This window comes from Cryobacterium mannosilyticum (assembly GCF_004402705.1).
GTDB lineage: Bacteria > Actinomycetota > Actinomycetes > Actinomycetales > Microbacteriaceae > Cryobacterium > Cryobacterium mannosilyticum.
Genome location: NZ_SOFM01000007.1, coordinates 32,021 through 51,226, shown reverse-complemented (window position 1 = coordinate 51,226; position 19,206 = coordinate 32,021). Strand labels below are relative to the sequence as shown.

19 protein-coding genes, 1 tRNA gene and 1 other RNA gene are annotated in these 19,206 nt (G+C 68.1%); 8 read left to right on the top strand and 13 right to left on the bottom strand.

Going from position 1 to position 19,206, the window contains the following annotated elements:
- Positions 1-55 precede the first annotated feature (55 nt).
- Complete coding sequence (gene panB / locus E3O32_RS01725) at positions 56-928, top strand: 3-methyl-2-oxobutanoate hydroxymethyltransferase (RefSeq protein WP_134506401.1); 873 nt, start codon at positions 56-58, stop codon at positions 926-928.
- Between the two features lie 3 nt (positions 929-931).
- Here panB and E3O32_RS01720 read toward each other — a convergent pair whose 3' ends face one another.
- Entirely contained in the window at positions 932-1,120 is a 189-nt protein-coding gene (locus tag E3O32_RS01720; RefSeq protein WP_134506399.1) for an SPOR domain-containing protein, read from the bottom strand.
- Between the two features lie 12 nt (positions 1,121-1,132).
- On the opposite strand from E3O32_RS01720, the gene map reads away from it, so the two are divergent.
- Positions 1,133-1,999 carry a type I methionyl aminopeptidase gene (map, locus tag E3O32_RS01715; RefSeq protein ID WP_134506397.1) on the top strand — a complete coding sequence of 289 codons (867 nt, stop codon included), beginning with the start codon at positions 1,133-1,135 and terminating at the stop codon, positions 1,997-1,999.
- 16 nt (positions 2,000-2,015) lie between these two features.
- Positions 2,016-2,780 carry a polyphosphate--glucose phosphotransferase gene (gene ppgK, locus E3O32_RS01710; protein ID WP_134506395.1) on the top strand — a complete coding sequence of 255 codons (765 nt, stop codon included), beginning with the start codon at positions 2,016-2,018 and terminating at the stop codon, positions 2,778-2,780.
- Between the two features lie 63 nt (positions 2,781-2,843).
- Here the strand turns inward: ppgK and rnpB are convergent.
- The 6 genes from rnpB to E3O32_RS01680 all read right to left on the bottom strand — a co-directional run bounded on the left by rnpB (position 2,844) and on the right by E3O32_RS01680 (position 8,245).
- Positions 2,844-3,220, bottom strand: an RNA gene (gene rnpB / locus E3O32_RS01705) — RNase P RNA component class A.
- 35 nt (positions 3,221-3,255) lie between these two features.
- Positions 3,256-3,993 carry a zinc ribbon domain-containing protein gene (locus tag E3O32_RS01700; RefSeq protein WP_134506393.1) on the bottom strand — a complete coding sequence of 246 codons (738 nt, stop codon included), beginning with the start codon at positions 3,991-3,993 and terminating at the stop codon, positions 3,256-3,258.
- A 70-nt stretch (positions 3,994-4,063) separates the two neighbouring features.
- A complete protein-coding gene (locus E3O32_RS01695; RefSeq protein WP_134506391.1) occupies positions 4,064-4,885 on the bottom strand; it encodes a Nif3-like dinuclear metal center hexameric protein in 822 nt (273 codons plus the stop codon).
- Positions 4,886-5,394: 509 nt separating this feature from the next.
- Positions 5,395-5,898 carry a DUF427 domain-containing protein gene (locus E3O32_RS01690; RefSeq protein WP_134506389.1) on the bottom strand — a complete coding sequence of 168 codons (504 nt, stop codon included), beginning with the start codon at positions 5,896-5,898 and terminating at the stop codon, positions 5,395-5,397.
- Positions 5,895-6,575: a response regulator gene (locus tag E3O32_RS01685; protein WP_134506387.1), complete on the bottom strand. Its 681-nt coding sequence runs from the start codon at positions 6,573-6,575 to the stop codon at positions 5,895-5,897. The genes E3O32_RS01690 and E3O32_RS01685 overlap by 4 nt, the downstream gene beginning before the upstream one ends.
- A complete protein-coding gene (locus tag E3O32_RS01680) occupies positions 6,572-8,245 on the bottom strand; it encodes a sensor histidine kinase (protein WP_166790750.1) in 1,674 nt (557 codons plus the stop codon). The genes E3O32_RS01685 and E3O32_RS01680 overlap by 4 nt, the downstream gene beginning before the upstream one ends.
- 133 nt (positions 8,246-8,378) lie before the next feature.
- Between E3O32_RS01680 and E3O32_RS01675 the strand changes: the two genes are divergently transcribed.
- Together E3O32_RS01675 and E3O32_RS01670 are read left to right on the top strand one after the other, a co-directional pair.
- Positions 8,379-9,248 (top strand): universal stress protein, encoded by an 870-nt coding sequence (locus E3O32_RS01675; RefSeq protein WP_166790749.1) that lies wholly within the window; start codon positions 8,379-8,381, stop codon positions 9,246-9,248.
- Positions 9,245-10,066, top strand: a complete 822-nt coding sequence (locus E3O32_RS01670) for a universal stress protein (RefSeq protein WP_134506381.1) — start codon at positions 9,245-9,247, stop codon at positions 10,064-10,066. Before E3O32_RS01675 ends, E3O32_RS01670 begins: the two co-directional genes overlap by 4 nt.
- A 14-nt stretch (positions 10,067-10,080) precedes the next feature.
- On the opposite strand, the gene E3O32_RS01665 is transcribed toward E3O32_RS01670, so the two are convergent.
- The 6 genes from E3O32_RS01665 to E3O32_RS01640 all read right to left on the bottom strand — a co-directional run bounded on the left by E3O32_RS01665 (position 10,081) and on the right by E3O32_RS01640 (position 13,997).
- Positions 10,081-11,022 (bottom strand): universal stress protein, encoded by a 942-nt coding sequence (locus E3O32_RS01665; RefSeq protein ID WP_134506379.1) that lies wholly within the window; start codon positions 11,020-11,022, stop codon positions 10,081-10,083.
- Positions 11,023-11,135: 113 nt separating this feature from the next.
- On the bottom strand, positions 11,136-11,474 hold the full coding sequence (locus tag E3O32_RS01660) for a hypothetical protein (protein WP_134506377.1): 339 nt from the start codon (positions 11,472-11,474) through the stop codon (positions 11,136-11,138).
- 185 nt (positions 11,475-11,659) lie between these two features.
- Complete coding sequence (locus tag E3O32_RS01655; protein WP_166790748.1) at positions 11,660-12,373, bottom strand: ANTAR domain-containing protein; 714 nt, start codon at positions 12,371-12,373, stop codon at positions 11,660-11,662.
- Between the two features lie 29 nt (positions 12,374-12,402).
- A complete protein-coding gene (locus tag E3O32_RS01650) occupies positions 12,403-13,110 on the bottom strand; it encodes a GAF and ANTAR domain-containing protein (protein WP_241974505.1) in 708 nt (235 codons plus the stop codon).
- Between the two features lie 255 nt (positions 13,111-13,365).
- Positions 13,366-13,438 (bottom strand) — tRNA-Val (locus E3O32_RS01645).
- A 91-nt stretch (positions 13,439-13,529) separates the two neighbouring features.
- Positions 13,530-13,997 carry a peroxiredoxin gene (locus E3O32_RS01640; protein ID WP_134506371.1) on the bottom strand — a complete coding sequence of 156 codons (468 nt, stop codon included), beginning with the start codon at positions 13,995-13,997 and terminating at the stop codon, positions 13,530-13,532.
- A gap of 241 nt (positions 13,998-14,238) precedes the next feature.
- On the opposite strand from E3O32_RS01640, the gene aceE reads away from it, so the two are divergent.
- From aceE to E3O32_RS01625, 3 genes are all read left to right on the top strand, one after another.
- Complete coding sequence (gene aceE, locus E3O32_RS01635) at positions 14,239-16,965, top strand: pyruvate dehydrogenase (acetyl-transferring), homodimeric type (RefSeq protein ID WP_134506369.1); 2,727 nt, start codon at positions 14,239-14,241, stop codon at positions 16,963-16,965.
- 6 nt (positions 16,966-16,971) lie between these two features.
- Positions 16,972-18,177: a PucR family transcriptional regulator gene (locus E3O32_RS01630; protein ID WP_134506367.1), complete on the top strand. Its 1,206-nt coding sequence runs from the start codon at positions 16,972-16,974 to the stop codon at positions 18,175-18,177.
- A 97-nt stretch (positions 18,178-18,274) separates the two neighbouring features.
- Positions 18,275-19,201, top strand: coding sequence for an ACP S-malonyltransferase (locus tag E3O32_RS01625; protein WP_134506365.1), 927 nt, complete (start codon positions 18,275-18,277; stop codon positions 19,199-19,201).
- Positions 19,202-19,206: the final 5 nt, after the last annotated feature.

Sequence of the window (19,206 nt, the reverse complement as noted above, 5' to 3'; positions counted from 1 at the left end):
CCGGGGTGAAACGGGCCGCCGACCGCCCGAATGCCGCTCTGACTACACTTGAGGCATGCCAGAGCCGACCTCGTCCGACGTGCCAGCAGCCGTCACCACGCAGAACCCGTTTGTCCCGGCGCCAGCCGGACCCAAACGGGTGCGAACCAGGCACTTCCACAACGCCAAGCAACAGGGCATCCCGATTACCGGCCTGACCAGCTACGACATGCTCACGGCGCAGATCTTCGACGCGGCCGGGATCGACTTCCTCCTGGTCGGCGACTCCGCGGGCAACAACGTGTTCGGCTACGAGACGACCCTCCCGGTGACAGTCGACGAACTCATCCCGCTCACCCGCGCCGTGGCTCGCGCCGTCACCCGCGCCCTCGTCGTCGCGGACATGCCGTTCGGCTCATACGAGACCGGCCAAACCGAGGCGCTGCACACGGCCGTCCGCTTCATGAAAGAGGCCCAGGCCCACGCCGTGAAGCTGGAAGGCGGGGTTCGCAGCTACAAGCAGATCAAACGCATCGTGTCGAGCGGCATCCCGGTGATGGGGCATGTCGGTTTCACCCCGCAGAGCGAGCACGGCCTCGGCGGGCACATCATCCAGGGGCGTGGGGACGACGCCGAGCGCCTGATCGAGGACGCTCTGGCCGTGCAGGAGGCCGGTGCCTTCGCCGTGGTCCTCGAGATGGTTCCGGCGACCGTTGCCGCGAAGGTCACCGCGCGGCTGGAGATCCCGACCATCGGTGTCGGTGCCGGCCCGGACGTCGACGGCCAGCTTCTGGTCTGGACCGACTTCGCCGGAATGACCGACGGCCGGGTGCCGAGGTTCGTGCGCCAGTACGCGAACGTGCGCAGCGTGCTGACGGATGCCGTGCACCGGTTCAAGGACGACGTCCAGACCGGCGCGTACCCGGGCCCTGAGCACAGCTACGAATAGGCGTTAGCGCCCTTCGGCCGCATCGTCGGCGGCCCACTTGGCGCTGTTCGCCCGCAGCTTCTCCAGCGCGTGGGACGCCTCCTCCCGGGTCGCGAACGGGCCGACCCGGTCGACGGACGGGGACTCGAAACCCTGTTCGACCGCGCCGGTGCGCATGTTGTACCAGAACTGCTCTCGCTCATCTTCGGACATAAGCTTGATCCTATGCCTAAGGATTCCATCGGTCACCTGCTCCCCGGAACGGTGTCCCCGACCCGTCCCGTGCCCCGCCACATCACCCGCCCGGAATACGTCGGGAAGGAATCACCGGCCCGATTCACCGGGTCGGACGTCTATTCCGCGGAGAAGATCGAACTCATCCGCGAGTCCGGCCGGATCGCGGCCCGGGCGATTGAAGCGGTCGGGCGGGCGATCCGTCCCGGGGTCACCACCGAACAGCTCGACGCGGTCGGCCACGACTTCCTGGTCGCCCACGACGCCTACCCGTCGACGCTCGGCTACCGCGGGTACCCGAAGTCGCTGTGCAGTTCAGTCAACGAGGTGATCTGCCACGGCATCCCCGACACGACCGTGCTGGAGGAGGGCGACCTCGTCAACATCGACATCACCGCCTTCAAGAACGGCGTGCACGGGGACACGAACGTGACGTTCATCGTCGGCCAGGCCAGCGACGAGGTCACCCTGCTCGTCGAACGCACTCGCGAGGCCCTCGCGCGCGGCATCAAGGCCGTAGCCCCCGGCCGCCAGGTCAATGTGATCGGCCGCACCATCGAGTCCTACGCCAAGCGCTTCGATTACGGCGTCGTGCGCGATTTCACGGGACACGGCGTCGGCGAGGCCTTCCACTCCGGGTTGATCATCCCGCACTACGACTCCGCGCCCGTCTATGACACCGTGATGGAGGTCGGCATGGTGTTCACGATCGAACCGATGCTCACCCTGGGTTCGCCCGATTGGGACATGTGGGCCGACGACTGGACCGTCACCACCAAGGACAAGAGCATCACCGCGCAATTCGAGCACACCCTCGTCGTCACCGAGACCGGTGCCGAGATCCTGACGCTTCCCTAACCGGTAGGTTCTAACCATGAGTTCAACCACGGCAATCGGCATCGACATCGGCGGCACCGGAATCAAGGGTGCGGTGGTCGACCTGTCGACCGGCACGCTCCTCTCCGATCGGGTGAAGCTGCCCACGCCGAAGGGCGGTCGTCCGGCGGACATCGTCGACACGGTGAAGGACCTGCTGAAGACCGTCTCCGACAAGGCCGCGGCCCCCGACCTCCCCGTCGGGATCTGCTTCCCCGCCATCGTCAAGAACGGCCACACCATGTCGGCGGCGAACGTCTCCGACAAGTGGATCGGCCTCGCCGCGGAGAAGCTGTTCGAGAAGGGACTCGGCCACCCCATCCACTTCGTCAACGACGCGGATGCCGCCGGTTACGCCGAGTCTCAATTCGGAGCCGCCAAGGGCGTCCCCGGGGTCGTCATCCTGACCACTCTCGGGACGGGCGTCGGAACCGCTCTGCTCAACGACGGCATCCTGGTGCCGAACACGGAGCTCGGACACCTGCAGATCGACGGCGTCGACTATGAGACCAGGGCGGCGTACTCCGCCAAGGAGCGGGAAGACCTGAGCTGGGAGAAGTGGGCCGGCCGCCTGCAGAAGTACTATTCGACGCTCGAGGCTCTCTTCTCCCCCGACCTCTTCATCGTCGGCGGCGGCGTATCCAAGCACCACCAGCAGTTCCTGCCACTGCTGAACCTGAAGACACCGATCATCCCCGCGGTCCACCGGAACAACGCCGGCATCCTCGGCGCGGCCGCTCTCGCCGTCAAGAACCGCGCCTGAGGCTGAGGCCGTGGCTCCGCCGCTGACGGACCTGCCTGGTCCCTGCAGACCGGGCGAAGTAGGGGAATGGGCCGGCTGATACGCCGGGTTCTGTCCCGGTGCGCGAAGCACCATGGACGGTCATCTATCTGGGGACTACGTTGCCGCAGCCCTCTAGCGGTCTACCCGGAAACTCGGCGAGCCGCCTTGACGTTTCCTGTCTGACCTTGCTCCGGACGAGGTTTACCAAGCCGACCAGGTCACCCTGGCCTCTGGTGGTCTCTTACACCACCGTTTCACCCTTACCTCCGGCCGAAGCCGGTGGCGGTCTACTTTCTGTGGCACTGTCTCGCGGGTTGCCCCGGGTGGGTGTTACCCACCGCCCTGCTCTGTGGAGCCCGGACGTTCCTCGCCATCCGTTGCCCTGCGGCACCGGATGTCGCGACCGTCTTGCCGACCCATTCCGAGAGTCAATCCTACAGGGGCGGACGGCGACTCAGATCCCGGACTCCTCCGTGCGCACGAGGATCGCGCCGCAGTCCGGGCAGAACAGCACCTCGTCGGCCGGCGAGGAGCGGACGGCATCCAGGTCGCTGCCGGTCAGGGTCATCGTGCAACCGCTGCAGGTGCGGGCTCGCAACAGGGCCGCCGCGTTGCCGCGCCCCGACACGAACCGCTTCTCGTAGAGCGCCGCCAGCTCGTCGGTGATGCTGCCGGCGATGGCCGCACGGTCCCGGCGCAACTCACCGAGCTGACGGTTCAGGTCGGCGAGGCTCAGGTCCCGAGCCTGCTCGGCTTCGGCGACCCGGGCGGCGATCGCGTCGCGTTCAGCCTCCACCTCAGCGACGGCGGCCTCCGCCTCCTCGAGCCGTTCCATGACGGCGATCTCGATCTCCTCGAGCGCCAGGAGACGTTTGCGGAGCGCGGTGAGCTCGGTCTCGAGCGCCTGCACGTCCTTCACCGAGGAGGTGTGCTGAACCCGGTCGGAGTCCCGTGCGATCCGCTTCTCGACCACGTCGACATCCGACTCGATCCGTCGCAGTTCGATTCGGATGTCTTCCACGGCGCCGCTGCGGGTGCCGAGGGTCATCCGCGTCTTGTCCGCGGTGACGGCGAGTTCCTTGAGCTCGGCGTGCTGTGGAAGCGCCTTCGTCTGGTGCTCGACCTGCTGCAGCCTGATGTCGAGGGCCTGAAGCCGGAGAAGCTCCTTCTGTTCTGCTGGAGATGCCTTCACTTGTGTCCTGACCTTCGGGGTATTGGGCTTGCGGTATTGAGTTGGAACGGAATGGTGAGTTCTGGGCAGGTTACTGCACGATGACGAAGTCCCACGGATCGGTGCGCAGGTCGCTGATGGTCACGCGGACTCCGGGCAGCTTCGCCCGGAGGGCATCTGCCGCGGTGTCCAGCCACAGCCATTCGCTGGCCCAGTGTGACACGTCCATCAGCGCCGGCGTGTTTCCGTTGAGGAGGGCCTGTTCGCGAGCCTCGGACGCCGGGTGGTGCCGCAGGTCCGCGGTGATGTAGACATCGCTTCCGACCACTCCAGGGGTGCCTAGGAGCGAGTCCCCGGCGCCGCCGCACACGGACACGGTCTCCACCGTGCTGCCGTAGTCGCCGGACACCCGCACGCCCGAGGCGGTGGCGGGCAGCAGATCAGCGACCCGGCGAGCCAGCCCGCCCAGCGTGGTCGGGTGTTCCAGCCGTCCCACGCGTCCGATGCCCGTTCCAGGCGTCGACCCTTCTGTGATCGGCCGGCTGTCGACGAGGCCGAGGCGGCGGGCCAGGATGTCCGAAACACCGTCGGCGACGACGTCCGCGTTGGTGTGCGCGGCGAGCAGCGCACAATCCGCCCGGATCAGACGGCTGAGGAGTGCTCCCTTGTACCGGTCGGCGGCAACGGATGTGACCCCGCGGAGGAGCAAGGGGTGGTGAACCAGGAGCAGGTCGGCACCGGATTCGATGGCCTCGTCGACCGTGATCGCCACGGCGTCGACCGCGAGGTGGATGGCGTCGATGCCGCGCGCCGGATCACCGCTGGCCAGGCCGGGCGCGTCCCAGCCTTCTGCCCCGGCCAGCGGCCACAATTCGTGGACGGTGCGGGTGACTGCGGCGAGCGAGAATGACACGTCGCCAGCCTACCGTCGGCCGAGCTCAGCCGCCTTCCGGCTGAGCCGCCCGATGCGCGGCCGGGCGGGAGGTCGGCGTCTCAACGCGGCGGCCACCAGCGGCGAAGCCCCCGGCGCAGCGCGCCCTGGAACACGGTCTCTTCCGGTTCAACCCGTGCACTGGCTCGCGGCGGCGGGACCCCGACCGCCACATCGTCGGCGTCGTCCGGCAGGTCCTCGTCCACGCCGGCCGGGAGCACGGGATGAGATCCCGTTGTGGGCGGTCCGGCAGTCGAGGTCTCCCCCGATGCACCGCTGGGACCACCAGCGGCAGCCAGGGAAGGCTGGGCAGGGCCGGGCTGTGCAGGGCCGGCCGGATCCGGGCCTGCGCCGTCAGTGCCGGGAGGTGCGAGGGGATCCTGCCCCGGCGAGGCGAACTCGGGCATGGCCGCATTGTATCGAAGAATGCTCAGGTCTGTTCGGCGAATGGAGCGCCGGGCGCCGCGGCCGGCAGTTCCCGGTCAGGGAGCTCACCAGCCGAGCGTGCCAGGCGCACCTTTGAACGGACCGACCACCCGAGAGGTGATCCAGCCGCCGTAGAAGTCCCCGGGTTGCGCTTGCACGACCTCACCGTCCACGGTGCACGAGTCCATCCGGCCCGGGTAGACGGCCACCCGGTCGGCGAGTTCCTCATAGCCGCTCCACGGCGACGGGTAGGTCCAGGCCGCGGCCTCCTCGCGCCGGCCGGGCGCGATCACGGTCAGGTAGGCAGCCTGGCCCTTGTACTCGCAGATCGACCGCCCGTCGGCGGGCACCAGGCTGCCCGGGCGGAACGCCGTTCGCGGCAGGTAGTAGACCGGCGGGTGGCTGGTTTCGAGAACCCGCACGGCGTCGGACGTGTCCGCGATGACGGTGCCGCCCAGCAGGACCACCACCTGCTCGGTGCTCCGCTCGATGCGGGGCGGACGCGGGTAGTCCCAGACCGACTCCTGCCCGGGGCCGGGAACGACCGGCACAATACGCTCTGGTTTCATTCGGCCAGCGTACCGGGACCGACTGACCGATTCCGGACCGTGGCGGCCGGTTCGTGGTGGTGCAGTTCGGCGCCGAAGACGGCGGCCTGGGTGCGCCGCTGCATCCCGAGTTTTCCGAGCAGCCCTGAGACGTAGTTCTTGACCGTCTTCTCCGCGAGGTCGAGGTGTTCGCCGATCTGGCGGTTGGTCAGGCCCCGCGAGATGAGTTCGAGGACCTGGCGTTCCCTGGCGGTGAGGGTTGCCGCCGGTTCGGCCCGATCGGTCCCGAGCGCGGTGACCACGTGCGCGGCAACCTTCCGGGTGACCAGGGTCTCGCCCAGGGCGACCCGCCGGATGCTCTCGATCAGCCGCTGGCCACGGATGTCCTTGAGCACGTAGCCGGACGCCCCGGCCAGAACCGCGGCGTAGGTGGCCTCGTCATCGTCGAATGCCGTGAAGATCAGGCACTGCACCGTTGGGTTCTTCGACCTGATCGCACGGCAGACGTCGATCCCGCTGCCGTCGGGCAGGCGCACGTCGAGAACGGCAACGTCCGGCAGCGTCGCGGCGACCCGCGCCACCGCCTGCCTGGCCGTCGACGCCTCCCCCACGACCTCGAGATCGGCTTCCGCGTTGATCAGATCGGCGACGCCTCGGCGCACGACCTCGTGGTCGTCGACCAGGAAGACGCGGATCATTGTGCCTGCCCTTCCCGTTCGGCGGTGAGTTGCCCGCTCCATCGAAGCAGGCTTCCGCCCGTGTCGACGGCGGTCAGGGACAGCGCACCCTGCCAGTTCCGGGCACGCGCCGCCAGATTGGCCAGGCCGCTTGACCTGTCGGCCCCGAGGGGCCCGACCCCGTCATCACGGATGTCGACCGTGATGGTGTCGCCGGCAACCCCGACGGACACCGTTGACTCGCTGGCCTCGGCGTGACGGAGCACATTGGTCAGCCCCTCACGGAGGACCGCCACGAGGTCGTCGGCCAGCGCGTCGGGGGTGAGCAGGTCGATCGGGCCGGAGAAGGTGATCCGCGGCGGGTTCTCGAAGAGCGGGCCGAGTTCGGCGAGCAGGTCGAGGATCCGGTGCCGAACCGACGGCCGGTCGGGGTGGATCTGGGCCGAGAGGGCGAAGACGGCCGTCCGGATCTCGGAGACGGCGGCATCGAGGGCCGTGACCTGGTCGAGGATCCGATTCCTGAGGTCCGGCTCGACAACCGTGCCGGCAATGGCCTGCAGACCCAGCCCGGCAGCGAACAGCCTCTGGATCACCTGGTCGTGCAGATCCCGTGCTATCCGGCTGCGGTCCTCGAGTACGGCCAGCCGCTGCCGCACCGCCCGGCCTCTGGCCAGTTCGAGTGCGACACCGGCCTGCGCGACGAAGTCGGTTGCCATCTCCAGCTCGCTGGGCGAGAAGCCGGGTCGCCCCGCCCGGCGTGACGCCGTCAGCACCCCGTCGGGCCGACCGCTCGTCCGCAGCGGAATCACCATTGCCGGTCCGATCAGGATCGCCCCGTCCGGATGCCCGGCCGCGCCGGAGGTCAGGAACGGCTGGCCGCTTTCCAGCGACCGCCCGCACACCGTAGCGGATGCCGGGAAGACGAGACCGCGGACCTGGTCGGCGAGCACGCCTCGTGCGGTGTCGACCAGGAGTGTCTCGGAGCTTCCGGGCACGACGACGCAGACGAGGTCGGCATCCGCGATCGCCGCCAGCCGATCGGCGAGCAGCGCCCGCGGGTCGTCGGCCCGTTCCGATAACAGCGCCGCGCTGATCTCGGCGGTGCCGGCCGACCACCGCTGGTGCCGCTGGGTCTCCTCGAACAGGCGTGCGTTCTCGATCGCGATCCCGGCGGTGGCGGCAAGTGCGCTGAGCAGTTCCTCGTCCTCGCCGCTGAAGGCGCCCGCCGCCGGTTCGGTCAGATACAGGTTCCCGAAGACCGTTCCGCGAACTCGCACCGGAACACCCAGGAAACCGTCCATCGGCGGATGTCCCTCCGGGAAGCCGACCGACCTGTCGTCGTCTCCGAGCCTGGCCAGACGGATCGGCTGCGGGTCATCGATCAAAGCCCCGAGCAGACCTCGGCCGACCGGCAGGTGTCCGATCCGTTCGGCCAGACCATCCGGCATGCCGACGTGGATGAACTGTTCGAGCCCGCCGTTCGACCCGATCACGCCGAGGGCGCCGTAGCGCGCCCCCACGAGTTCGACCGCGACGTCGACGATGCGGCGCAGCACGGCGGAGAGGTCCAGCTGCTCGACCACGGACTGGCTGGCCTGGAGCAGGCTGCGCAGGCGCACCTCCGGCTCGGTTGCCGCGGCCAGGAGGGGAAGCCGGTCGGTGACGGTGCTGAGCATGCGTTCAGGGGGCATGGTCCGCCTCTCGGTCTCTTGCACGGATTCTACTCGCGTGGGACGTTCGGCCCTTTCCCCACCGGGTTCACCCTGCGAACCTTGGTGAGACCGAGGAATGGTGCGGTTGTCCAGGATGAAACGGAGTCCGGTCATGGTCGAAAGAGTGGTCGTTGCCATCGACGGGGGCCCGGCCAGCACGGCCGCCCTCGACTGGGCCCTCGAACGGGCGAAGGGCCAGCCCGTGAACCTCGAACTGACGACCGTCGTCGAACTGGGTTGGGCCCCGGCGGGCAGGCCCGACGACGACTTCCGGCCGGTCTATGAACGGGCTCTCGCCGACGCGACCCGGCGGGTCGAGCATGAGGCCCCCAACGTCAAGAAGACGAGCTACGTGCGACGCGGCGTGCCGGCCGATGAATTGGTCAGGGCCTCGGAATCCGCTGATCTGCTGGTCATCGGCACGAACAAGACAGGGGTCCTGGCCGGCGCCGTCTATGGAACCCTACCCTTGCGCCTTGCCGCACACTCGAGTTGCCCGGTGGTCGTCGTGCCCGCCACCTGGAAGCCGAAGGCCGGGAGCATCGTTGCCGGATTCGCGGACGATGCCACAGCCGTGGGAGCGCTCGCCTTCGCGGCCGGCGAGGCGGTGCGACGGGGACGGGTGCTCGACGTCGTGCACGCCTGGTCGATTCCGGCCACCATTGCGGTCGAATACGGGGCGGTCATCCCGTTCGCCGAGCTCAGGGAGGCTCACTCCGCCATCCTTGCCGAGGCCGCCGGGCGCGTGCGCGCCGCCCACCCCGGGCTGGAGGTCAGGGATGTTCTCGAACAGGGTCCCGCGGCCATGGTCCTTGTCGGCGTTTCCGGGGAGGCCGAACTGGTCGTGGTCGGCACGCACGGCCGTGGCGCGGTCGGCAGTCTCTTCCTCGGTTCGGTCAGCCACGATGTGCTGCTCAACCTCAAGTGCCCCGTGGCGGTGATCCCGCGACCTGACCGCGTGCCGGACCCGGTGGAGCCGTGACAACCTATATCGGAGCTGACGGATCCGGCCCGAGTCGCTCAGCAATCCGCTGGGCACTCGCCCGCGCGGCCGGAGAGAGCAGCCCGGTCGTCCTCGTCCACGTCGTTGACGATGAATGGGGACTGCTCGGAGCGGGCTATGCCGCCGAGGCCGAGCGGCGGGGCCGGGAACTGCTGGATGTCGAACTGGCCGAGGCGGGGCGCCGGTATCCGGGAGTGGACGTGGGTGCCAGGATCGTGCGCGGCAGCCCGGCGTGGACCCTGGCCGGCCTGCCGTCCTCCGACGATCTCCTGGTTGTCGGAACCCACAAGACCGGTTTTCTGCACGGGCGCGTGCTCGGCTCCCGGAGTGTTCAGGTGGCTGCGGCCGCCCGCTGCTCGGTTGCGGTCGTACCCGACACCACCTTCGACACCAGGCGGGGGGTCGTTGTCGGCATCGACCGCTTCGACGCGTCCGCCGCCGCCGTCGTTCGCGGGGCGCGCGAGGCCGCCCGTCTGGGCCAGGACCTGCTGCTGGTGCACGCCTTGCCGGTGAGCCATGTGCACCCGTCCATTGATCTGGCGGGCAGCACGGGTGCGGCCCAACGGCTCCTCGCTGACGCCGCCGACCGCGCCACACAGGCCGCCCCGCTGATCACGGTTCGACGCCGGTTGGTGCACCGGGAACCAGCGGAGGCTCTCCTCGACGCCGGGAACGGCGCCTCGCTCCTGATCCTCGGAGTCTCCCACCCCCACGCGGTGACCCAGTCGGTCGTCGGTTCGGTCACCCACGACGTGCTGATGAATATCACGGTGCCCGTGCTCGTCGCCCGAGCCTGACGCGACCGGTACATTCAGGACGATTCGGCCTCACCCGGTCCGGCCTCGCTCGATTCGACCTCACCCGGTCCGGCCTCGCTCGATTCTGACCTGCTCGATTCTGACCCGCTCAGCGCGGGCCTGATCACCGCCACCGGGCAGGGCATCGTGAGAACGATCACCTGACTGACCGAGCCGAGCCAGAAGCGCTGCAGGCCGTGCCTTCCGTGGCTGCCGACGACCAGCAGCCTGGCACCGGCCGCGACCCTGGCCAACGTTTCTGAGGGAAGTCCAACCTCAAGGCGGAGGTCGAGGTCGAGGTCCGGATACTGCGTGGCCAGCCCGGCAACGGCCTCGGCCAGCACGAGGCGGTCGGAGTCGTCCGGCTCCATCGGCCAATCGATCAGCGCGGTTTCCGCCGTCCATGGGGTCGGCGCGCTCCAGCAATAGACGGCGGTCAACGGCTCATCGTGCCGGTCGGCCTCCTCGGCGGCGAACCGCACGGCCGCCAGCGAGGTGTCAGACCCGTCCACCCCCACTACAACGCCGCGACCCGGCGACTCCGCGCGGTCCGGGACCACCACCACCGATCCGGGCGCGCGAGCGGCGATCTGGGCGGCGCGAGTGCTGAACACGTAGTCACGGAACCGGCCGAGGGCGTGGGAGCCGACAACGAGGAGTTCCGCGCCCGCGGCCCTCTTCGCCAGCGCCGCGGTCGGGGACCCGACCAGCACTGTGGAGTGGATGTCGAGGTTCGGTTCCAGGCGGACCGCTTCGGCCAGTTCCCTGGCGAGTTCTGTCTCGGCCTGGGCCCGGGCAGTGCCCCGGAAGCCGGCCGGGATGTCTCCCCAGGTTTCGTCGACCACATGCACGAGATCGACCTCGAACCGGCGTGGCGCAGCGTACCCGAGGGCCCACCGCATGGCGCCCTCGTCCGTCGGCCGTCCGCTCAGCCCAACCACAATCCGCTTGTTCATCAGGTGCTCCTCCGCTGCCCGGCAACGCCACCATCGTCGCCGCCCAGGTCAGAGACGGATAGAGGCCAAGGTCCCGGCAACGAAACGGGCTCGTTCGAGGGAGAGGAAGACGATCAGTAGTCGAACTCGTCGAACTGAGGAGAGTCGAGACCGTCGCCCGTCCAGCCGACCAGCGCCGTATCCGCGCCGACGAGCGCTCGGCGGCGCAGGTCCTCGGACGTCCCTGACTCGATGAGTTCGCGGAGGATCGGCTCGCTCGTCACACTCACCAGTTGGCTGGACGCCCCGATCAGGAACCGGGCCCGGGCCGGCAGGCCCGAATCGGTGAGCACGGGGATGTCGACCACGTCGACCTGGCTCCGACCGCTCAGCGATTCGGCGTATTCCATCACCGCGTCAGCAAGATCGCTGCCCGTGACGACTGAACCCCCCGGGTGAAAAATGCGTTTCATGGTCGTCCCTCCGAAGCTCACCAAATGGCGGTGCTGCCGGGGTCTGGGGCGCGCTTTCAGTATAAAGCGATCCCTGCCGGCGAGCGAGCGTTCCCGGGGCATTTCAGGGGCAAGTCGCGAGGACCAGTCACCTCGCACCGGCCACCCGGGAATCGGCCACCCGGGAATCGGGCACCCGGGCGGGCTCAGAGCGACAGCCTGCGATTGACGACGCTTTCGGCCACCTCGACGAGGGGCAGGCCCTTGTCCCGGGCGTAGGACCTCAGCACGTCGAAGGCCTCCTCCATGTTCGAGTTGCGGGTGTACGCCACGACGCCCTTGGCCTGTTCGATGAGTACCCGGCTGTTGAGCGCATGCTGCAACTGCGCCCGCACGACGCCGCTCTCGCGCAGGGCCCGCTCCTGCAGGATGCCGATCGTGGCCGTGTCCGCGAGGGCCTGGACGGTGAGGAGATCGTCCGCTCCCAGGCCACCGAGGCGGTCCCAGAAGAGGTTGAGGGAGCCGATCGTCGTCTGACGCAGGCGGAGGGGAACGGAATGCATCGATTTGAAGCCCAATTCGAGCGCCCCGGCACGGAATCTGGGCCATTGGGGTGCCACGACGTCGAGGTCGGGGATCGCAACGGGCCTGCCCGTCGTGTAGCACTCTACGCACGGTCCGTTCCCGGCCCGAAGCTGAAGGATTTCGACGAGGCGGCTACGCTCGTTGGTCGAGGCGACAACCTCGAGTTCGTCGTTTTCGCCGGCGGAGAGGATGATGCCGACGGCGGACGCCTCGAACAAAAGGGCGCACTTGTCGACGAGCGTGTGCAACAGGTCGACGATGTCGTAGCCGACGACGAGTGTGTCCGCCAAAGTGACGAAGGTCTCAACCAGCTGACCTTCACGTGTCTTGGTCACAATGAACCCATTCTAAGAAGGACGTCGCACTAGGAGCCGTCGTATTCTGCCGGAAAAGTGATCTTCCGTGCCACTACATCAGTTGCAACGTCACGCACCGTCCTACCGTGAGAAAAAGCATAGCCGCGAAGCACGAGCAATGCATCCGCCGCCGGGAGGTCAAGTTGCGCCAACAGCATCCCGGTTGCCTGGTGCACCACCCGCCGCGAATATCCCTCTTCCTCGATCACATCGGGCACTTCCGGACGAGCCGGCAACGCTCGCCGGAGGACTTGGCGTGCGACCAGGTCCACGAGCACGGTCGCGTCGTCGATCTGCGACGTGGACAGGCTGCCGGGCCGGGTGGAGTAGAGGTCTACCGCGCCGATGTTGAGCGAGCCGATGAACATGGGGAAGGCGAAGAGACCGCCGACATCCGTTGTCGCGATGGCCCGGGCGAAAATCGGCCAGGAACCCGACGTATGCCGGATGTCGGCGCTGAGTACCGGCCGCCGGGTCGTCAGGGCCTCCCAGCACGGACCCTCGCCGAGGTCGAACTGGAACTCGTCGATCTGAGCGGCCCGGTCGTCGCTCGCGCAGACGGTTTCGGTCCCGAAAGGAGCGCCGAGGGTCGAAATCGCAGCGCCCGTGATCGGGAGGGCACGGAGGAACGGCCGGCAGAGATCGGGGTTGCCCTCCGCCGCCTCGGAAAGCTCCAGGGCGGCCGCGGCAAAGGCTCGACGGTCAGAGGACGCCATCACGCCCCCGCCCCGGCGTCGACCTGACGACGCGCGTGGAGGATCCAGGCTGGGAGCCAGGGAAACATGGGCCGTCACGACCTCTCAGCTCCTCAATGGAGCGAATGGCTTCCGTACTGGCTGGGAGCGACGCGAATCGCCGCACTCCTCACATCGTATCGCGGCACTCAGCGCCAGTGAACGTGGTGCTGCCGGACATTCGATCATGAGCCCCGTTCCGCCCGGCGAACGGGGCAGAGATTCGGCGTCCAGGGGTGGGCCCTACCGGGCTCGAACCGATGACATCCACGGTGTAAACGTGGCGCTCTACCAACTGAGCTAAAGGCCCCTGCGCTTCGACCCTGATGGGTCGCTCACCACTATACAGATTCCGCGCACGGATGCCGCGTGCCGGTTCCAGGACGGGCCCTACCCGACTGTCAGGCGGGCTGTAGTTCCTCGATCGCCGCCCAATACGCCCCCAGGGAACGGGGCTCGCCCGGGGCGGTGATGAAGCTCGCCCGGATGATGCCCTGTCGATCAACGAGGAACGTTGCCCGATTGGCGAACCCCTTGTCCTCGAGGAACACCCCGTATTCCTTGGCGACGGCACCGTGCGGCCAGAAATCAGCGAGGAGGTTGAACGTGTACTTCTCCTGCTCGCCCCAGGCGCGCAGGGTGTGCTTCGAGTCGACCGAGATGCCGATCACTTCCACCGCACTATCGGCGAAGAGCCCGATGTTGTCGCGCAGCTCGCACAACTCACCGCTGCAGATTCCGGAGAAGGCCAGCGGGAAGAAGACCAGCGCCACCGACTTCTCTCCCCGGAACTGGCTGAGCTGGATGCGCTGCCCGAACTGGTTGACCAGTTCGAAGTCGGGTGCCTGCGTGTCGTTTTCCAAAGCCATGGAGCGCTTCCTTTCCCTCGCCCACCGGTGAAGTGGAGCGCAGCGACACAGCCTAGCCCCGCCGGTTGTGGGAACCAAGAATGCCTCCTTGCACCCCGCGAAGAGCCCGCAGAGCGGCGTGCGCGGACCACAGCCGGAATCTGTAGGCTTGCGAAGTGCCATTGGTCCCACCCGACCGCAATCCGGCACGCCTAATTCGGCAGAACAGAACAACGGTCTGCCCAGGACAGAGAGGTCGATTGTGACTGTCAACGACCAGGACCCGTACTCGGTGAACAGCACGGATGCGGACCCGCAGGAGACCGCGGAGTGGTCTGAATCGCTGGATTCGCTTGTCGCCGCGCAGGGACACCAGCGCGGCCGGGAGATCATGCTGAGCCTGCTCAAGCGGTCCAAGGAACTGCACTTGGGCGTGCCCATGGTGCCGACAACCGACTACATCAACACGATCGCCGCCGGGAACGAACCGGACTTCCCGGGCGACGAGGACATCGAGCGCCGCTATCGTGCCTGGATCCGCTGGAACGCCGCGGTCCTCGTCCACCGCGCCCAGCGCCCCGGCATCTCCGTCGGCGGCCACATTTCGACCTACGCGTCCTCCGCCGCCCTGTACGAGGTCGGTTTCAACCACTTCTTCCGCGGCCAGGACCACCCGGGCGGCGGCGACCAGGTCTTCATCCAGGGACACGCCTCCCCCGGCACCTACGCCAGGGCCTTCCTCGAGGGCCGCCTCTCCCACGACCAGCTCGACGGCTTCCGCCAGGAGAAGTCCCACGGCCCGAACGGCATCTCCTCCTACCCGCACCCTCGCCTGATGCCCGAATTCTGGCAGTTCCCGACGGTGTCGATGGGCCTCGGGCCGATCAACGCGATCTACCAGGCGCAGACCAACCGGTACCTGACCAACCGCGGTATCAAGGACGCCAGTGACCAGCAGGTCTGGGCGTTCCTCGGCGACGGCGAAATGGACGAGGTCGAAAGCCGCGGCCAGCTCCAGGTTGCCGCGAACGAGGGTCTCGACAACCTCAACTTCATCATCAACTGCAACCTGCAGCGCCTCGACGGACCCGTGCGCGGCAACGGCAAGATCATCCAGGAACTGGAGAGCTTCTTCCGCGGCGCCGGCTGGAATGTCATCAAGGTGGTCTGGGGCCGCGAGTGGGACGACCTGCTCACGCGTGACGTCGACGGCGCCCTGCTGAACCTGATGAACGTCACCCCGGACGGCGACTACCAGACGTACAAGGCCGAGAGTGGCGCGTACGTCCGCGAGCACTTCTTCGGTCGCGACCCGCGCGCGCTCAAGCTCGTCGAGGGCTACACCGACGACGAACTCTGGAACCTCAAGCGCGGCGGCCATGACTACCGCAAGGTGTACGCGGCGTTCAAGGCGGCATCCGAACACAAGGGCCAGCCCACCGTCATCCTGGCGAAGACCGTCAAGGGCTACGCGCTCGGCCCGAGCTTCGAGGGCCGGAACGCGACCCACCAGATGAAGAAGTTCACCCTCGACAACCTGAAGACCTTCCGCGACAGCACCCGCATCCCGATCACGGATGCCCAGCTCGAGGAGAACCCGTACCTTCCGCCGTACTACCGGCCGGACGACAACGACGAGGCGATCCAGTACCTGCACGAGCGCCGCCGCGCGCTCGGCGGCTACCTGCCGGAACGCCGCAGCAAGTACACCCAGATCAACCTTCCGGGCGACGCCACCTACGCGCCGACCAAGAAGGGCTCCGGCACGCAGGAGATCGCGACCACGATGGCCTTCGTCCGGCTGCTCAAGGAGCTTCTCCGGGCGAAGGACTTCGGCAACCGGATCGTGCCGATCATCCCCGACGAGGCCCGCACCTTCGGCATCGACGCATTCTTCCCGAACGCGAAGATCTACAACCCGAACGGCCAGCAGTACACCTCGGTCGACCACGCCCAGCTGCTCGCCTACAAGGAGAGCCCGCAGGGCCAGATCCTGCACGTGGGCATCAACGAGGCGGGCGCCATGGCAGCCTTCACCAACGTGGGAACCTCCTACGCCACCCAGGGTGAGCCGCTGATCCCGATCTACGTGTTTTACTCGATGTTCGGCTTCCAGCGCACGGGCGATGCCATGTGGGCGGCGGGTGACCAGATGGCCCGCGGGTTCATGATCGGTGCGACCGCCGGCCGCACCACCCTCACCGGCGAGGGTCTCCAGCACGCCGACGGCCACTCTCCCCTGCTGGCCTCGACCAATCCCGCGGTCGTGTCCTACGACCCGGCCTACGGCTACGAGATCGGGCACATCGTGCGGTCCGGCCTCGAGCGCATGTACGGCGGGCAGCACCCCGACCCGAACGTCATGTACTACGTCACGGTGTACAACGAGCCGGCCGTGCAGCCGGCCGAGCCGGAAGAGGTGGACGTGGACGGTATCGTCCGCGGCATCCACCGCATCAACCACTCGCCGATCACCGGGCCCAAGGCCCAGCTCCTCGCCTCCGGCGTGGCGGTGCCGTGGGCACTCGAGGCGCAGGCGCTGCTCGCCGCCGACTGGGGTGTGTCGGCCGACGTCTGGTCGGTGACGTCCTGGGCGGAACTCCGCCGAGACGGCATCGCCGCGGAGGAGCACAACTTCCTCTACCCCGATGAGACGCCCCGTACCCCGTACGTCACGGAGAAGCTCGCCGGCGCAGCCGGACCGTTCGTCGCCGTGACCGACTTCATGCACGCCGTACCCGACCAGATCCGCCAGTTCGTGCCCGGCGACTTCGCAACGCTCGGTGCGGACGGGTTCGGATTCTCCGACACCCGGCCGGCCGCGAGGCGCTTCTTCAAGATCGACGGACCTTCCATGGTCGTTCGCACCCTCGAACTGCTCTCCCGCCGCGGAGAGGTGGACCGCAGTCTCGTCGGCCAGGCGATCGCGAAGTACCGTCTGTACGATGTGACCGCGGGCACCACGGGCTCGGCCGGGGGCGAGAGCTAAGGCCCCGTGGCACCCGCTCCGAAGACAAAGGAACAGACGCTCAGCTGGTTGCGCACGATTTCCGGCGAGCTGTCCACGGCGACCCTGAAACGGCTCGAGGACACGCTGCCCTGGTACGGCGACATGCCGCCGGGGCGGCGGTCAGCCGTCGGGCTGGTCGCCCAGGCAGGCATCACGTCATTCATCTCCTGGTTCGACGACCCGCGGTCCACGCCATGGATCGCGGCGGATGTCTTCGGCGCGGCCCCCCGGGAACTCCTCCGCTCGATCAGCCTTCAGCAGACACTGCAGCTGATCCGGGTCACCGTCGAGGTGGTCGAGGAACGGGTGAAGGACGGCAGCGAACTCCTCCGGGAGGCCATTCTGCTGTACTCCCGGGAGATCGCCTTCGGGGCCGCGGATGTCTACGCCAGGGCCGCGGAGGCGCGCGGCCTCTGGGACGTGCGCCTCGAGGCCCTCGTCGTCGACTCGATCCTCAGCGGCGAGTACGACGACGAACTGCCCAGCCGCATCGCCGCGCTCGGTTGGCACGGTCACGGCGAGGTGTGCGTCCTCGTCGGCACGACGCCGAAGATGCTCGACGTGGACCAGCTGCGGCGTTCGGCCAGGCACATGGCCGCGGACGTGCTGATCGGGGTGCAGGGCAACCGGCTGGTCCTGGTCATCGGCCGGGCCCACCCGAAACCGACCGAAGCCGAGGAGGCCATCGGCACGGCATCAGCCCTGAGCTTCATGGAGATCGCCGTTCAGCTGGAACCGAGCTTCGGCGCCGGGCACCTGGTGCTCGGCCACGAGGTTCCCAACCTCGTCGACGCGTCGAAGAGCGCCAAGGCAGCGCTGGCCGGGTTCGCCGTCGCCCGCTCCTGGCGGAATGCCCCGCGCCCCGTGCAGGCCGACGATCTCCTGCCCGAACGAGCCCTGGCCGGCGACCCCCTCGCCCGGGCGACGCTCATCCACCGCATCTACCGCCCGCTCCAGGCGCACTCCACCGAACTGCTGACCACCCTCTGGTGCTACCTCGACAACGGCCGGTCGCTGGAGGCGACGGCCCGAGAACTCTTCGTGCATCCCAACACCGTGCGCTACCGGCTCAAGCGGGTGTCCGAGGTGATCGGCTACGACGCCACCGGGGCGCGGGAGGCCCTCATCCTCCAAGCGGCCCTGATTATCGGGTCGATCAGCGATCACGACGGTTCCACCCGACGCCGGTGACCGAGACATCCGATCTGGTGACTATCAACAAACGTTTCGCGAATACTTGGTGCGCACTCGACACCCGTTCAGGAAATGAGCTTGGGAGACTGGTCACATGATTGTTGTCGTCTGCCCCGGCCAGGGCTCGCAAACCCCCGGATTCCTCGAGCCGTGGCTCCGCGACGCAGGCTTCGCCGCCGGTCTGGACGAGATCTCGGATGCCTGTGGGATCGACCTCGTCCGGCACGGCACGATCAGCGACGCCGACACGATCCGCGACACGAAGATCGCGCAGCCCCTGATCGTCGCGGCGGGACTGCTGACCCTCGATGCCCTCCTCGCCGGTGGACGCCGCGGCCAGATCGCCGGTATTGCCGGTCACTCCGTCGGTGAGATCACGGCCGCCGCCGGAGCCGGCATCCTGAGCCCCGCCGAGGCGGTCGGCTTCGTGCGCGACCGTGGCAGCGCCATGGCCCGGGCGGCGTCCATCGAGCCGTCGGGGATGAGCGCCGTGATCGGCGCCGACGAGACGGAGCTGTTGGCCCGCCTCGACGAACTCGGGCTCGAACCGGCGAATTTCAACGGAGGCGGCCAGATCGTCGTGGCCGGCTCGCCCGACGCCCTCGCTGCCCTCGCCGCTTCCCCTCCGGCCCGAGCCAGGGTCATCCCGCTCCAGGTTGCGGGGGCCTTCCACACCCGGTACATGCAGCCTGCGGTCGAGCAACTCGCCCAGGTCGCTGCCGGGCTGACCCCCCACGACCCCACTCTGCCGATCTGGTCGAACCGGGACGGAAGCCTCGTCTCCAGCGGGGCCGGCTTCGTCGAGCTGCTGGTGGCCCAGGTCTCTTCGCCGGTACGGTGGGACCTGTGCATGGCGTCCTTTGCCGCTGCGGGAGTGACCGGCATCATCGAGGTCGCACCGGCGGGAGCCCTCGTCGGCCTTGCCAAGCGTGCGCTCAAGGGCGTGCCCAGCGTCGCGATCAAGACGCCGGACGATCTGTCCGCAGCGTTCGACCTGATCGACCAGCAGAACCAAGCCTGACCGAA

Excerpts from the sequence above, each read along its gene's own strand:
- panB (WP_134506401.1), top strand. The coding sequence starts at position 56 with ATGCCAGAGCCGACCTCGTCCGACGTGCCAGCAGCCGTCACCACGCAG.
- ppgK (WP_134506395.1), top strand. The coding sequence starts at position 2,016 with ATGAGTTCAACCACGGCAATCGGCATCGACATCGGCGGCACCGGAATC.
- E3O32_RS01625 (WP_134506365.1), top strand. The coding sequence starts at position 18,275 with ATGATTGTTGTCGTCTGCCCCGGCCAGGGCTCGCAAACCCCCGGATTC.
- E3O32_RS01675 (WP_166790749.1), top strand. The coding sequence starts at position 8,379 with ATGGTCGAAAGAGTGGTCGTTGCCATCGACGGGGGCCCGGCCAGCACG.
- E3O32_RS01685 (WP_134506387.1), bottom strand. The coding sequence starts at position 6,575 with ATGATCCGCGTCTTCCTGGTCGACGACCACGAGGTCGTGCGCCGAGGC.
- E3O32_RS01660 (WP_134506377.1), bottom strand. The coding sequence starts at position 11,474 with ATGAAACGCATTTTTCACCCGGGGGGTTCAGTCGTCACGGGCAGCGAT.
- E3O32_RS01650 (WP_241974505.1), bottom strand. The coding sequence starts at position 13,110 with ATGGCGTCCTCTGACCGTCGAGCCTTTGCCGCGGCCGCCCTGGAGCTT.
- E3O32_RS01690 (WP_134506389.1), bottom strand. The coding sequence starts at position 5,898 with ATGAAACCAGAGCGTATTGTGCCGGTCGTTCCCGGCCCCGGGCAGGAG.
- E3O32_RS01665 (WP_134506379.1), bottom strand. The coding sequence starts at position 11,022 with ATGAACAAGCGGATTGTGGTTGGGCTGAGCGGACGGCCGACGGACGAG.
- E3O32_RS01720 (WP_134506399.1), bottom strand. The coding sequence starts at position 1,120 with ATGTCCGAAGATGAGCGAGAGCAGTTCTGGTACAACATGCGCACCGGC.
- E3O32_RS01640 (WP_134506371.1), bottom strand. The coding sequence starts at position 13,997 with ATGGCTTTGGAAAACGACACGCAGGCACCCGACTTCGAACTGGTCAAC.
- map (WP_134506397.1), top strand. The coding sequence starts at position 1,133 with ATGCCTAAGGATTCCATCGGTCACCTGCTCCCCGGAACGGTGTCCCCG.
- E3O32_RS01680 (WP_166790750.1), bottom strand. The coding sequence starts at position 8,245 with ATGCCCCCTGAACGCATGCTCAGCACCGTCACCGACCGGCTTCCCCTC.